This window comes from Actinokineospora sp. PR83, from assembly GCF_021056305.1.
Taxonomy (GTDB): domain Bacteria; phylum Actinomycetota; class Actinomycetes; order Mycobacteriales; family Pseudonocardiaceae; genus Actinokineospora; species Actinokineospora spheciospongiae.
Map to the genome: position 1 here is coordinate 38,885 of NZ_JAJCXD010000051.1, position 14,390 is coordinate 53,274.

Sequence of the window (14,390 nt, forward strand, 5' to 3'; positions counted from 1 at the left end):
GCAGACCTGTTCCGGGTCTGCGGCGAGCGGGGTTGTCTCAGGGCCGCAGCAGCGGCTTGACGACCTTGCGCGCGTCCATGTCCCGGTAGGCGTCGGCCACCTGCTCCAACGGGTACTCCACGTCGAAGACCGGGCCGGGGTCGAGCTTCCCGTCGAGCACGTCCGCGAGGAGTTCGTCCAGGTAGTGCCGGACGGGTGCCACCCCGCCCGCCACCGAGATGTTGTTCGAGAACATCTGCCCCACGGGCAGTTCCGGGCCGCCCGCGGGCACCCCGACGTAGCCGACGCGACCACCCGGCCGGGTGGAGTCGAGGGCCTGCTGCATGGACTCCTTGGTGCCCACGCACTCCAGGACCGCGTCGGCGCCGATCCCGCCCAGCAGCTCCTTGACCTCGGCCACCCCCTCCTCACCCCGGGTCGCCACGATGTCGGTGGCGCCGAAGCGGGTGGCCAGGCGCTGGCGGTCGGCGTGGCGGGACATGGCGATGATGCGGCCCGCGCCCAGGCGGGCGGCGGCCAGGACCGCCGAGAGGCCGACCGCGCCGTCACCGACCACCACGACCGAATCGCCGGGGGCCACCCGGGCGGAGACGGCGGCGTGGTGACCGGTGGCCATGACGTCGGAGAGGGTCAGCAGGGCCGGGACGAGGGCGGGGTCCGGGGTGCCGGGGGTGGCCACGAGGGTGCCGTCGGCGAAGGGGGCGCGGACGTACTGGGCCTGGGTGCCGTCGAGGGCTTCCCCGGCGCGGCTGGTGGAACCCCAGGCCCCGCCGTTGACGCAGGAGGTGTGGACGCCGTTGCGGCAGTGCGCGCAGGTGCCGTCGCTGACGACAAACGGGGCGATGACGAAGTCGCCCGCGCGGACGGTGCGCACGTCGGCACCGACCTCCTCGACGACGCCGACGAACTCGTGCCCGATCCGGCGGGGTTCGTCGGCGCCCCGGACACCCCGGTAGCCCCACAGGTCGGAGCCGCAGACGCAGGCGGCGACGACGCGGACCACCGCGTCGGTGGGCTGCCGGACGGACGGTTCGGCGGTGTCGGCCAGGCGGATGTCGCCCTCGCCGTGCAGGTAGGTGGCTCGCACGGTCCGAACGCTACGCCCGGATCAGGCCCCCAGCACGCGGCGCAGCGCGCCGAGGACCAGCTCCACCCGCTCTGGCCTGGCGTTGTGCCCCATGAGTCCGATGCGCCACACCGAGCTGGCGAAGGCGCCGACGCCCGCGCCGATCTCGATGCCGTACTCGGTCAGCAGGACCTGGCGCACCTTGGCCGAGTCGACGCCGTCGGGGACGCGCACGGTGGTCAGCTCGGGCAGCCGGTGGCCCTCCGCGGCGAACAGCTCCATGCCCAGCTCGACGAGCCCCTCGTGCAGCCGCTGCCCGGCCGCGCGGTGGCGCTCGTGGACGGCGTCGAGGCCCTCCTCCAGCACCCGGCCCAGCGCCGCGTGCAGGGAGGCGATCATGGCGACCGGGGCGGTGTGGTGGTAGGTGCGCCCGCCGCTGGAGCCGTCGACGTAGGCGCCGATGAGGTTCAGGTCGAGGTACCACGTCGGCGGCCGCTGCACGCGCCGGTCCCAGGCGCGGTCGGAGACGGTGAACGGGGCCAGGCCGGGGGCGACGCCGAGGCACTTCTGGGTGCCGGAGTAGGCCACGTCCACGCCCCAGGCGTCGATGTCGACCTCGATGCCCGCCAGTGAGGTGACGCAGTCGGCGAGCACCAGGGCGCGCTGGTCGCGGGCGTGCACGGCGTGCGCGAGGGCCTTGATGTCGCTGCGCACCCCGGTGGAGGTCTCCGCGTGCACGGCCGCCACCATCGACGGCTCCGGGTGCGCGTCCAGGACGCGCTGCACGTCCACCGGCTGCCCCCAGTCGTGGTCGACCCGGACGACGTCGGCGCCGTAGCGGCCCGCGACGTCGACCATCCGCTCGCCGAACAGGCCGTTCACGCCGACGACCACGACGTCACCGGGTCGGGCGAAGTTGGCGAACGCGGCCTCCATGCCGATGGAGCCGGTGCCCGACAGCGGCAGCGTCCGCGCGTTCTCGGTGCCCCACACCCGGCGCAGCCGCGCGCAGGTCTCGTCGAGGACCCGCAGGAACTCCGGGTCGAGGTGCCCCAGCAGCGGCGCGGCCAGCGCGGCCGTCGCCTCCGGGTACGGGTTCGAGGGGCCGGGTCCGAGCAGGGCGCGGTCGACGAGTGCCATGCCCGGCACTCTACGACCCGGTTGCGGACTGAGCGGTCAGTGGTCGAACGCCGGGTACACCGGGAGCGCGCGCTGGCCGTAGCGCCTGGTCAGCGCGGCCACCACGGTCACCGCGTGCTCGGCGGTGGCCTGCTTGCCCATGCGGTCGGCGGCGCGGGCCAGGTCGGCCCAGCGGGCCACCAGCACGTCGGTCTGGTGCGGGCGCGGCACCGAGCCGCCGGAGCCGAGCTGCTGCACGTCCGGCACGGTGAGGAACTGCCAGGTGCTCAGCCAGACCCAGAAGAGCTGGGCGTCGAACAGCCTCGGCAGCAGGACCTCGTCGTCGTCGAGGTCGGGCCACATGACCCGGACCTCGGCCCGCCAGGCGGCGAGCATCGCCGCGGCCATGCCCCTGGGCAGCGCGTAGGCGCACCAGCAGGACGGGAACGGCACGGTCAGGTAGGCGGCGTCGAACATCATGTTCCGCACGCAGCCGCCCTCGAAGTCCAGGAAGCGGACGCCGCGGTTGGTGATCAGGTTGTTGTCCGGGCAGGAGTCCGACGGGCTGAACGCGCGGTGGCGGCCGGTGTCGAGCAGGCCGAGGGTGGCGCGGGCGTCGTCCAGCGCGGCCGCCGGGGTCGCCACACCGAAGCCGTCGAGCAGCAGCGCGGGCAGTTCGGCGACGGCGACCGGGCCGTCGACGGCCAGCGGGTCCTTGTCCTTGGGCGGCTTGAGCCGCCGCAGCAGGGCGTCGAAGTCGGCCTCACGCCCCGCGGTGCTGGCGTGCAGCTTGCCCAGCGAGCGCGCCCAGGACAGCAGCGCCCCCTCGGCGACCCTGGCGTCGTCGCCGTGCAGCTTCTCCGCGAGCGTGGGCGCGCGGCCCAAGTCCTCGATGACCAGCAGGTTCGTGTCGCTGTCGTGGGCGAACAGCTCCGGGCACATCCGCTCCTCGGCGGCCAGCGCGGTGAACAGCTGGTAGCTGACCGCCTCGCGCACCCAGCTGTCGCGCGGGGCGGTGCGCTGGACGTAGCGCTTGACCACCAGCGTGCGGGGCAGGGAGAACGGGCTGGACGCGACCTTGACCCGGAGCACGATCGAGCGGCTGCTGCCGCCGAGGTCCTCGGGGTCGGCGAGCCTGATGCGCACCCCGAACCGCTTGCCGAGCACGGACTCCGCGGCGAGCACGGTGGCGGCCACCTCGGCCTCGCCCAGCTCGACGGGGGCGTGCGCCTCAACCCCGTCCACGGTGCCCGTGTCCGGTGGATCGGCGGCGATCTCCACACTCATCTCCTCCGACCCTACCCGTGGACACCGGCCACGACGTCCTGCGGATGGTCACGAATGCCTTCCTGCGACCGTAGCGAGGTCAACCGATACAGAACGAGACGACCGCCGCCGGGTGACGGCAGGAAGCCCGGTTCAGCCGCGAGCCACCCGGGTGAGGCCGAACGGCTCCCCCCGTGCGGAGCAGCCCCCGGCCGCGCCGCTCACCCGTCCGACAGCGGTCGGCCCGAGTCGCCGGGCGCGCGCACGCCGTGGCGCAGGACCAGCACGAGCGCCGCGGCCAGCACGATGCCGAGCAGGTTGATGGCCAGCTGCGCGGCCGAGCCGAACACCTTGCCCCACTCGCCGAGGATCGCCGCCACCCCGATGTACCCGGCGGCGGGCACGGTGGTGACCGAGATGAACACCCCGACCAGCGCCGCCGACTTGGCCGAGGTCATCGACAGCATGCCCGCCGCGCCCGCCAGCACGGCCACCACCAGCGACCACGGCCCGACCCGGTAGACGAAGTCGGCCACGTGCTCCTCGCCGTTGATGGCCGAGGCGTCGAACATCCCGGCCAGGGTGCCCAGCCAGGCGCCCGCGGCGGTGACCGCGATGGCCAGCGGGAAGCCCACGACCAGCGCCAGCACGGCCCGCCGCGCCAGGTCCCAGCGGCGGCGGACCAGGCCGACCGCCAGCGCGGCCAGCGGCCCGAACTCCGGGCCGACGACCATGGCGCCGACCAGGGTGACCGGCGAGTCGGTGATCACGCCCACCGCGGCGAGCAGGCAGGCGATGGTGAGGAAGGCCAGGAACGTGGTGTTGAGCCGGGACTCCTCTCCGGAGCGGGCGACCAGTTCCTCCCAGACCACCGCGTCGGCGCCCTCGCCGGGCGCGCGCTCCTCGGCGCGGTCGCCCGCGTCGGAGAGCACGGTGTCGATCTGCTCCAGGGTGACGCCCCCGTCGCGGTCGATGCCCAACCGGCACAGGCCCGCGAGCACGTCGTCGGCGGCCTCCCTGGCCAGGTCGGCCTCGACGACGTCGCCCTCCGGGTCGAGCGCGGCCCCGGGGAACAGCACCAGGTGCGTGGCCCCGGGGTGCTCGCGCAGCAGGCCGACCGCGGCGTCCACGCGGTCGGCCGGGCACACCACCCGCAGGTGCAGCACGCCCCTACTCCGGCTTGGCTTCCGGCTTGGCGGGCTTGAAGTCGACGCCCGCCTCCGCGCGCTGCGCGGGGGTGATCGGGGCCGGGGCGCTGGTCAGCGGGTCGAAGCCGCCGCCGGTCTTGGGGAAGGCGATGACCTCGCGGATCGAGGTCTCCCCGGCCAGCAGCATGACGATCCGGTCCCAGCCGAAGGCGATGCCGCCGTGCGGGGGCGGGCCGTAGGAGAACGCGTCGAGCAGGAAGCCGAACTTCTCCTGGGCCTGCTCCTGGTCGATGCCCATGAGCGCGAAGACCCGCTCCTGCACGTCCTTGCGGTGGATTCGGATGGACCCGCCGCCGATCTCGTTGCCGTTGCAGACCAGGTCGTAGGCGTAGGCCAGGGCGTTGGCCGGGTCCTCCTCGAAGCGGTCGACCCAGTCCGGGGTGGGCGAGGTGAACGCGTGGTGCACCGCGGTCCACTGCCCCGAGCCGACGGCGACGTCGCCAGCGGAGCGCGCGGCGGCGGCCTCCTCGAACAGCGGGGCGTCGACGACCCAGACGAACGACCAGGCGGACTCGTCGATCAGCCCGCAGCGCTTGCCGATCTCCAGCCGGGCCGCGGCCAGCAGCGACCGGGCGTCGGCGGGGTTGCCCGCGGCGAAGAACACGCAGTCGCCGGGTGCCGCGCCGGTGGCCTTGACCAGCCCCTCGCGCTCGGCCTCGGACAGGTTCTTGGCGACCGGGCCGCCGAGGGTGCCGTCCTCGCCGACGAGCACGTAGGCCAGCCCCTTGTGCCCGCGCTGCTTGGCGAACTCCTGCCAGGCGTCGAGCTGGCGGCGGGGCTGCGCGGCACCGCCGGGCATCACCACCGAACCCACGTAGGGCGCCTTGAACACCCGGAACGGGGTGTCGGCGAAGTACTCGGTCAGCTCGGTGAGCTCCAGGTCGAACCGCAGGTCCGGCTTGTCCGAGCCGTAGCGGGCCATCGCGTCGCGGTAGGTGATGCGCGGGATGTCACCGGCGATCTCGTGCCCGGCCAGCTCCCGCCACAGCGCCTTGGCGATCTTCTCGCCGAGTGCGATGACGTCGTCCTGGTCGACGAAGCTCATCTCGATGTCGAGCTGGGTGAACTCCGGCTGCCGGTCGGCGCGGAAGTCCTCGTCGCGGTAGCAGCGGGCGATCTGGTAGTACCGCTCCATCCCGCCGACCATGAGCAGTTGCTTGAAAAGCTGCGGCGACTGCGGCAGCGCGTACCAGGACCCGGGGCGCAGCCGGGCGGGCACCAGGAAGTCGCGGGCGCCCTCGGGCGTCGACCGGGTCAGGGTCGGCGTCTCGATCTCGACGAACCGCTCCTCGTGCAGGATCGTGCGGGCGATCCGGTTCGCCTCGCTGCGCATCCGGATGGCGTTGGCCGGGGCGCTGCGGCGCAGGTCCAGGTAGCGGTGGCGCAGCCGGATCTCGTCGCCGACGGAGAGGTGGTCGTCGAGCGGGAAGGGCAGCGGCGCGGACTCGCTGAGCACCTCCAGCTCGGTCACCAGCACCTCGATGGCGCCGGTCGGCAGCTCCGGGTTCTCGTTGCCCTCGGGGCGCACCGACACCTCGCCGACGACCCTGACGCAGAACTCGGCGCGCAGCCGGTGCGCGCGCTCGGCCATCTCGCCCTCGCGGAACACCACCTGCGCCACCCCGGAGGCGTCGCGCAGGTCGATGAAGATGACGCCGCCGTGATCGCGCCTGCGGGCCACCCAACCGCTGAGGGTGACACTCTGCCCGGCGTGCTCGGCGCGGAGGGTTCCGGCCTCGTGCGTGCGGATCACGGGTCGCGTTCTCCTAGTCCAGATGGTGGGACGCGGTGCGGGGTCGTGGAGACCTCCGTGCACCGCCTGTGCTGGTCAGGCTAGCCAACGGGCCCCGGCGTGCGTCGAGCAGGTTTAACCCCGCGCCCGGGGCCAACCCGCCCGGGGTGGCAATACCTTCGTATTGAGCCATTCAGACGCAATTGTTGGAACGTCCGGCGGTATAGCCCATAGGTCTTTGGGGTCATCTTGTCACTGGAGGCAGTGACGCCGTCACCCTGGAATTAACACTGGCGCTACCCATGCGGCCTACCAGGACGTACTGTGCTTATCAGGGCGTAAGCGGTAACCCCGGGAGTGAACATGGGTAGCGGTGTCACCCGCGAGCCGGTTCGTGAACTTCACCAGAACGAAAGGCTCCGCCATGCGATGACGGTCGAACCGTCCGAATCGCCCGTCGCCGACGCGTTCCCCGTGGCGCTGCGGTCGGCGATCCAGGCGAGCGGGTTGAGCCTCGACCGCATCCAGTACCGGCTGCGCGCACGCGGGGTGTCCATCAGCGTCACCGCGCTGAGCTACTGGCAGTCCGGCAGGCGCCGACCGGAGCGCGCGGAGTCGCTGGCCGCGCTCGGCCACCTCGAGGACGTCCTCGGCGTGCCCACCGGGTCGCTCATCGCCCTGCTCGGCCCACCCCGGCCGCGCGGCCGGGTCAACCGCGAGTCGTCCCGGCTGACCGTGGAAGCGCTGTGGGGCAACAGCGAACCGGTCTCGCACCTGCTGCGGCGCATCGACTTCACCACCGACTCGGCCCTGACGAAGCTCTCGCAGCACGACCGCATGGAGGTCGCGGTCGACCGCGGCGAGAAGGCGGTGTCGGTCCGCCAGGTCTTCCGCGCCGAGCGCGACGGGGCCGACCGCACGCTGATGGTCTACGACCTGGAGCTGCCCGGCCGCCCCTTCCCCGAGGTCACCTCGGGGGACAACTGCCGCATCGGCCGGGTCGCCCACGACCCGACCGCGGGCCTGATGGCCGCGGAGATCATGCTCGACCAGCCGCTGAGCCGCGGCGAGACGACGATCGTCGACTACGCCCTGCACCACCCCGGCCCCCCGTACTCCCGCGGCGACGACGCGTACTGCCGCAAGTTCACCTCGCCGGTCCGCGAGTTCGTGCTGGAGCTGCGGTTCGACCCGCGCGCCCTGCCCGCGTACCTGGAGCAGCACACCCTCGACGCCGACGACCAGGTGACCAACCGCAAGAAGCTGGAGGTCACCGCCGACGGCAAGGCGCACGCGGTCGCCCTCGACTTCGGCCCGGGCATCCTCTGCGCCCGCTGGGAGTGGCCGGACTAGCCCGGCCGGGACCCCGGCCACCCCGACGGGTCGCGGAGTCCTAGTCCCGGCCGACCAGTTCCCCCGCCAGTCCCGCCACCGGACCGACGACCGTCACCGCGGGCGGCCGGATCCCCCGGTCGACCACGTCCGCCGCCACCCGGTCCAAAGTGGACCGCAGCACCCGCTGGTTGCGCGTGGTCCCCTCCTGGACCACCGCCACCGGGGTGTCACCCGGCCGCCCGCCCGCGATCAGCACGGCGGCGAACCTGTCCAGCTTGTCCACACCCATCATGATCACGATGGTGCCGCCGAGCCGGGCCAGCGCGTCCCAGTCGGTCAGCGAGGCGGGGTCGTCCGGGCCGATGTGCCCGGAGACCACCACGACCTCGTGCGCGACGCCGCGGTGGGTGACCGGCACGTCGACGGCGGCGGGCACCGAGAACGCCGAGGTGATGCCGGGGACGACGGTGACCGGCACGCCCGCCTCGGCGCAGGCGATCAGCTCCTCGAAGCCGCGGCCGAACAGGTACGGGTCGCCGCCCTTGAGCCGGACGACGAACTTGCCCGCCTTGGCGTGGGTGATGAGGGCGTCGTTGATGGCGTCCTGGGTGGCGGCGCGGCCGTAGGGGATCTTGGCGGCGTCGATCACCTCGACCGTGGGCGCCAGCTCGTCGAGCAGTTCGCGCGGGCCGAGCCGGTCGGCGACGACGACGTCCGCGCGGGCGAGCAGCCGCCTGCCGCGCACGGTGATCAGCTCCGGGTCGCCGGGCCCGCCGCCGACGAGCGCCACCCCGGGCAGCTCCGGCGTCCGCGCCCCGTCGGGCACCCGGCCCTCGCGCAGGGCGTCGAGCAGGCCGTCCCGCACGGCCGCCGAGCGCTGGTGCGCCCCACCGGCGAGCACACCCACCAGCAGGCCCTCGTACTCGCCGCTGGCCGGTGTCACGGCGCTGCCCTCGCTGCCCGCGTCCGCGCGCACGCAGAACACCCGGACCCGCTCGGCCTCCTCGGCGACGGCGACGTTGACCGCGGTGTCGGAGGTGCAGCACAGCACGTACCAGGCGCCGGACAGGTCGCCGGGGCGGTACTCGCGCCGGTGCCAGACCAGTTCGCCCGAGTCGGCCATGGCCTCCACCGACGGGGTGGCCTCGGGCGAGACGACCTCGACCAGGGCGCCGGAGCCGACGAGGCGGGGCAGGCGGCGCTGGGCGACGATGCCGCCGCCGACCACGACGACGCGGCGGCCCGCGAGGTCGAGCCCGACAAGGTAGTGCTGCTCGCTCATTCCGACAGCATGACGGTTCCGGCCCCGATCACCACCCGCGGTGCCCGATCAGTGTGACCCACCTGGCACCCCGACGCGGTACCCGACGCCGCGCACGGACTCGACGCCGAGGTCGGCCGCGGCCGTGCGCAACTGGCGGCGCAAGCGCTTGACCGCGGACACCACCGCCTGCGTGTCGCCCACGTACGGCCTGCCCCAGACGTGCGTGGTGAGTTCGGCGAACGTCCACACCCGACCCGGTTCCCCGGCCAGGGCGGACAGCAGGTCGAACTCGCGGGCCGACAGCGCCAGCGGGGCGCCGTGCCAGGTGGCCGAGCGCGAGCCCGGGTCGAGCCGCAGGCCGCCGTGCTCCACGACCGGGTGCGCGGTCAGCAGCGGTGGCGCCTCGGCGATCGTGGTGTCCAGGGCGGTGCGCAGCGCCCGCTGGTCCGGCAGGTACAGCACGGCCGCGCGCCCCTGGGTGGCCTCGGCGATCGCGGCCAGCTGCTCGGCGCTCGTCCCCACGCAGAGGACCAATGGAACGTCCAAGCGCTCCAGCACGTTCCCGGTTTCCACCGGTCACCACCCCCCACTGCCGAGTTCGGCATTCACTGACAAGAACGTCACCGATAGGGGTCGCGCCGTTACAGGAATAGGGGTGTGATCCAGGCAGCAGCCGGGCAGAAACCGGTCGCCGCCCGACAAAAGACCCGATACCGCCCGGATTCGCGCCTTCATTTGGCGCTCCCGATCAGGCAGCGTCAGGGGGAACCGGAAAGTCAGCACTCGACTACCGGTGGTCACGCGCGAACCCTGCCGCGCGAGTTGGGAGTCCCATCTTGTCAGCAAGTCACCACCGGCGCAGACCACGAGGCCGGACCGCCCTGACCCTGACCTCCGCCGTGCTCGGCCTGCTCGGAGCGCTCACCGTGCCCGCGGTCGCCGCACCCGCCGCGCCGTCCCCGAACGACAAGATCGACACGACGGTCGCCGCGGCGTTCGACGCCAAGGACAGCACCGACTTCTGGGTTTCCTTCACCGACAAGGCCGACCTGAGCGGCCCCTCCCGCGTCGCCGACTGGAACGCCCGCGGCCAGGCGGTGGTGGACGCGCTGCGCGCCACCGCCGACCGCAGCCAGGCTTCCGTCCGCAAGGAACTGGACGCCGCCAAGGTCGACTACAAGCCGTTCTACATCGCCAACGCCCTGCGCGTGCACAACGGCTCGGAGGCACTGGCCACCGCGCTGGCCGCGCACGGCGAGGTCAGGTCGATCCTGCCCGCGCGCACCTACGAGCTGCCCAAGCCGCTGCCGAGCCAGGCCGTTGCCGAGGTGAACTCGGTGGAGTGGGGCCTCGCGGCCATCAACGCCGACGACGTCTGGTCGCAGTTCGGCGTGCGCGGCGAGGGCGTCGTGGTCGGCAACATCGACTCCGGGGTCGAATTCGACCACCCGGCGCTGGTCGGCAAGTACCGCGGCAACTCCGGCGGCGGCACCTTCGACCACAACCACAGCTGGTTCGACCCGGCCGAGATCTGCCCGAGCGCGGCGCCGTGCGACAACAACGGCCACGGCACGCACACCATGGGCACCATGGTCGGCGACGACGGCGCGGGCAACCAGATCGGCGTCGCCCCCGGCGCCCGCTGGATCGCGGCGAAGGGCTGCGAGACCAACGGCTGCTCGGACACCTCGCTGCTGGCCTCCGGCGAGTGGATGCTCGCCCCCACCGACCTGACCGGCGCCGACCCGCGCCCGGACCTGCGCCCGCAGGTGGTCAACAACTCCTGGGGCTCGTCGAACGGCGCCACGATCGACCCGTGGTACCGCGACACCGTCAACGCCTGGCGCGCGGCGGGGATCTTCCCGTCGTTCTCCAACGGCAACTCCGGGCCCTCGTGCAACACCGCGGGCTCGCCCGGGGACAACACGGAGTCCTACGCCTCGGGGGCGTTCGACTCCGCGGGCGCCATCGCGTCGTTCTCCAGCCGCGGTCCCGGCGAGAACGGCGACGTGAAGCCGAACATCGCCGCCCCGGGCGACGACGTCCGCTCGTCGGTGCCCGGCGGTGGCTACGAGCTCAACAGCGGCACCTCCATGGCGGCACCGCACACCTCCGGCACGGTGGCGCTGATGTGGTCGGCGGCACCGTCGCTGGTCGGTGACATCACCCGGACGCAGGAACTGCTCGACGAGTCCGCGACCGACGTCAACGACACCGCCTGCGGCGGCACCGCGGCGGACAACAACGTCTGGGGCGAGGGCAAGCTCGACGCGTTCGCCGCGGTCGACCGCTCCCCGCGCGGCCCGGTCGGCACGCTCGCGGGCCACGTCACCGACGCGGCGGGCGGCGCACCGGTCGCGGGCGCGACCGTGGTCGTCACCGGCCCGAGCAACCGCACGCTGACCACCGACGCGACCGGCGCCTACGGCTCGGTCCTGCCGGTGGGCGACTACACCGTCGCCGTGTCCGCGTTCGGCTACGGCAGCGGTTCGGGGACCGCCACGGTCACCGAGGACCAGACGGTCACCCGCGACGTCGTGCTGACCCCGGTCGCCCGGCACACCGTGTCCGGCACCGTGCTCGACGCGCAGGGCGGCCCGGTCGCCAACGCGACCGTGCAGGTCCTGTCCACGCCGATCCCGGCGGTGACCACGGACGCGGCCGGGGCGTACTCCGTCCCGAACGTGCCCGAGGGCAGCCACCGCATCACGGCGTCGGCGGGCGGCTGCTCCGACCCGCAGACCAAGGACGTCGTGGTGGACGGGGACGAGGTGGTCGGGTTCACCCTGCCCAGCCGCACCGACTCGTTCGGCAACCACTGCGTGCTCGACACCGCGCCGTACGTGGAGGGCGACACCCCGCTGGCGCTGGCCGGGGACGACTCGTCGGTCGCCGTGCCGCTGCCGTTCAGCTTCTTCTTCTACGGCAACAACTACACGCAGGCGTTCGCCTCCACCAACGGCCACCTGAACTTCCTGGCGTCGAGCACGGCGTACTCCAACGTCGCGCTCCCGGCGGGCGGTGCGCCGAACGCGGCGATCTACCCGTTCTGGGACGACCTGCTGATCGACTCCACCAGCCGGGTGGCGACCAAGACCACCGGCACCGCGCCCAACCGCGAGTTCGTCGTGGAGTGGCGCAACGCGACCTTCTACCAGGCCACCGCCACGCGGGTGGACTTCGAGGTCGTGCTGTCGGAGAGCGGCGAGATCTCCCTGCGCTACCGGGGGATCGACCCGAACAGCACCCGCGAGCGGGGCGCGTCGGCAACCGTCGGCATCGAGAACGCGACCGGCACCGTGGCGCTGCAGTACTCCCTCAACGCCCCGGCCCTGGCCGACGGCCAGTCCATCCGGTTCAAGCTGCCGCCGACCGGCATCGCCACCGGCCGGGTGACCGACGCCAACGACAAGGCGCCGATCAGCGGCGCGACCGTCCGGGTCCTCAAGGCGGGCGTGGAGACGGCGAAGCTCACCACCGACGCCGACGGCCGCTACCGGGCCCGCCTGCTGGCGGGCACCTACAGCGTGGAGGTGACGAAGCCGAACTACGCGACCCAGACGAAGAACATCACCGTGTCCGGCGACCTCACCGTGAACTTCGCGCTGAAGACACCGCGGGCCGAACTGCCCACCGCACCGCTGACGTTCCTGGGCCAGTCCGGCCAGCTCCGCACAGCGGTGGTGACCCTCAAGAGCACCAGCGACCTGACGCTCGACTACACCCTGGCCTCGAACGCGCCGTGGGCGTGGGCGGTACCGGGGTCGGCGACCCTCAAGCCGGGCCAGCAGCAGGACATCACCGTCCGGGTCGACCCGACCGGCCTGCTGCCCGGCGTGCACCAGGCCGCGGTGACCCTGACGACCAACGCGGGCCGCACACCCACGCTGGTGGTCCCGGTCACCCTGGTGGTCCCCGCCTACCGCACCGGCGTGGACGTCGGCGCCACCACGGGCCACACCGACCGGGCGGCGGACTCCTGGGTCGCCGACCGCGCCTGGACCCCGGGCGGCTACGGCTACCTGAGCAACGGCCCGGTCGTCACCACCAAGAAGGCCATCGAGGGCACCGAGGACGACACCCTCTTCCAGACCCAGCGGGAAAGCGCGGGCGGCTACCGCTTCGACGCCCTCCCGGCGGGCACCTACCAGGTGGAGCTGTCGTTCGCGGAGCTGAAGCCCACGATCGTCGCGGGCAAGCGCGTGTTCGACGTGTCGCTCAACGGCACGAAGGTCCTGGCGAACCACGACATCGCCGCGACCGTCGGGACGCTCACGGCCGACACCCGGGAGTTCTGGGTGACGGTGCCGGAAGGCGGGTCGATCTCGGTGGAACTGGCGGCGTTGCGCGGCAAGCAGCCGCCGGTGGTCAACTCGATCCGGCTGACCCATCGGCCGGACAGGGCACTGCCGTAGTCATGGTGTGATGGGGAGGCCCCTTCCGGCTGGTGCCGGGAGGGGCCTTTCCATTTCGATCCATTGTGGACGAATTGACGTGGGGGGCGCAGCTTTGGGTGCGTCAGCCCGGGTTTGGTGGTGGTGCCCGGCTGGGTGGATGTGCTTGGCCGGGGCCCCTACGGCGATCATGTGGCCCAGCGTGACAGGGTGGGGCTGAAGGGATGCCCCACCGCCAGGACAGGCTTGCACATGATCGCCACCCCCGACCAAACACATCCACCCACCCGGGCAGGGGCTTAGCCAGGCCGGCGGTTGCGAGGGTGGTCGGCGGCTGCGCCCGTGGGGTTCGACGTGGCCGGTGGCTGCGCCGACGGGTGTGATGTGGCTGGCACCGGGCCGCCGGTGGCAGGAGGTGGCTGGCGGCTGCGCCCGGTTGGGGCGGCTGGTGGCCGGGCCTGCGGTTTCCAGGGCGGCTCACCGCCACACCAGTGGGGTTCGGTACCGCCGGTGGCCGGGCCGCCGGTTTCAAGGCGGCCGACTGCCGGGCCCGTGAGGTTCGGCGTTGCCGGGCGCCGGGCCATGGGTTTCCAGGGCGTTCAGCCGCCGCACCGGTGAGGCTCGGCGTCGCCGGGCCACCGGGTTCAGGACCACCGGGTTCCCAAGGCTGCCCACCGCCGCACCGATGGGGTTCGGCGTGGCGGGCGGGCGGTTTCGGGGGTGGCTGGGTGGCTGTGCCGGTGGGGGCCGGGGTGCCCGGTTGGCCGCTGCGCCGGTGAAGCGGCCTCGGGGCGGGTCCTAGCGCCTGCGGCCCGAGCCGGACCGGGCGGAGAAGGCCGCCGCCCCGCCGCTGCTGCTCTGGCCGCCCTGGCCGGGGGACTCGGTCCGGGGCTCGGCGGCCCTCGGCGTGGAGCCGCCCGAGCGGCCGGAGCCCGTCCGACCGGAGCCGGTGCCGGTGCGTGCCGAGCCCGCCGCGGCGCCCGCGCGGCCCGAGCCGCCCGCGGTG

The 14,390-nt window shown here is 73.2% G+C and carries 9 protein-coding genes and 1 pseudogene; 2 read left to right on the forward strand and 8 right to left on the reverse strand.

The window, feature by feature from the left end:
* Positions 1-37 precede the first annotated feature (37 nt).
* The 5 genes from L6E12_RS18525 to aspS all read right to left on the reverse strand — a co-directional run bounded on the left by L6E12_RS18525 (position 38) and on the right by aspS (position 6,412).
* Complete coding sequence (locus L6E12_RS18525; RefSeq protein WP_236229177.1) at positions 38-1,087, reverse strand: zinc-binding dehydrogenase; 1,050 nt, start codon at positions 1,085-1,087, stop codon at positions 38-40.
* A 21-nt stretch (positions 1,088-1,108) separates the two neighbouring features.
* On the reverse strand, positions 1,109-2,206 hold the full coding sequence (locus L6E12_RS18530; protein ID WP_236229178.1) for an alanine--glyoxylate aminotransferase family protein: 1,098 nt from the start codon (positions 2,204-2,206) through the stop codon (positions 1,109-1,111).
* A 36-nt stretch (positions 2,207-2,242) separates the two neighbouring features.
* Positions 2,243-3,472 (reverse strand): hypothetical protein, encoded by a 1,230-nt coding sequence (locus L6E12_RS18535; RefSeq protein ID WP_240013166.1) that lies wholly within the window; start codon positions 3,470-3,472, stop codon positions 2,243-2,245.
* A gap of 200 nt (positions 3,473-3,672) precedes the next feature.
* Positions 3,673-4,617 (reverse strand): DUF389 domain-containing protein, encoded by a 945-nt coding sequence (locus tag L6E12_RS18540; protein WP_236229179.1) that lies wholly within the window; start codon positions 4,615-4,617, stop codon positions 3,673-3,675.
* A gap of 4 nt (positions 4,618-4,621) precedes the next feature.
* Complete coding sequence (gene aspS / locus L6E12_RS18545; RefSeq protein WP_236229180.1) at positions 4,622-6,412, reverse strand: aspartate--tRNA ligase; 1,791 nt, start codon at positions 6,410-6,412, stop codon at positions 4,622-4,624.
* A 408-nt stretch (positions 6,413-6,820) separates the two neighbouring features.
* Here aspS and L6E12_RS18550 point away from each other — a divergent pair, with 408 nt between their 5' ends.
* A complete protein-coding gene (locus L6E12_RS18550) occupies positions 6,821-7,744 on the forward strand; it encodes a helix-turn-helix domain-containing protein (RefSeq protein ID WP_236229181.1) in 924 nt (307 codons plus the stop codon).
* 40 nt (positions 7,745-7,784) lie between these two features.
* Here the strand turns inward: L6E12_RS18550 and cobA are convergent, their stop codons facing one another.
* Both cobA and L6E12_RS18560 read right to left on the reverse strand, forming a co-directional pair.
* Positions 7,785-9,008: a uroporphyrinogen-III C-methyltransferase gene (gene cobA, locus L6E12_RS18555; RefSeq protein ID WP_236229182.1), complete on the reverse strand. Its 1,224-nt coding sequence runs from the start codon at positions 9,006-9,008 to the stop codon at positions 7,785-7,787.
* A 48-nt stretch (positions 9,009-9,056) separates the two neighbouring features.
* Positions 9,057-9,563 (reverse strand): winged helix-turn-helix domain-containing protein, encoded by a 507-nt coding sequence (locus L6E12_RS18560; protein WP_236229183.1) that lies wholly within the window; start codon positions 9,561-9,563, stop codon positions 9,057-9,059.
* Between the two features lie 263 nt (positions 9,564-9,826).
* Between L6E12_RS18560 and L6E12_RS18565 the strand changes: the two genes are divergently transcribed.
* Positions 9,827-13,405: a carboxypeptidase regulatory-like domain-containing protein gene (locus tag L6E12_RS18565; protein ID WP_236229184.1), complete on the forward strand. Its 3,579-nt coding sequence runs from the start codon at positions 9,827-9,829 to the stop codon at positions 13,403-13,405.
* A 777-nt stretch (positions 13,406-14,182) separates the two neighbouring features.
* On the opposite strand, the pseudogene L6E12_RS18570 reads toward L6E12_RS18565, so the two are convergent.
* Positions 14,183-14,390, reverse strand: a pseudogene (locus tag L6E12_RS18570) (RNA helicase); the annotation flags it as partial.

What these genes read in the sequence shown, in the direction of transcription:
- L6E12_RS18530 (WP_236229178.1), bottom strand. Translation starts at nt 2,206, where the DNA reads ATGGCACTCGTCGACCGCGCCCTGCTCGGACCCGGCCCCTCGAACCCG.
- L6E12_RS18535 (WP_240013166.1), bottom strand. Translation starts at nt 3,472, where the DNA reads ATGAGTGTGGAGATCGCCGCCGATCCACCGGACACGGGCACCGTGGAC.
- L6E12_RS18550 (WP_236229181.1), top strand. Translation starts at nt 6,821, where the DNA reads ATGACGGTCGAACCGTCCGAATCGCCCGTCGCCGACGCGTTCCCCGTG.
- cobA (WP_236229182.1), bottom strand. Translation starts at nt 9,008, where the DNA reads ATGAGCGAGCAGCACTACCTTGTCGGGCTCGACCTCGCGGGCCGCCGC.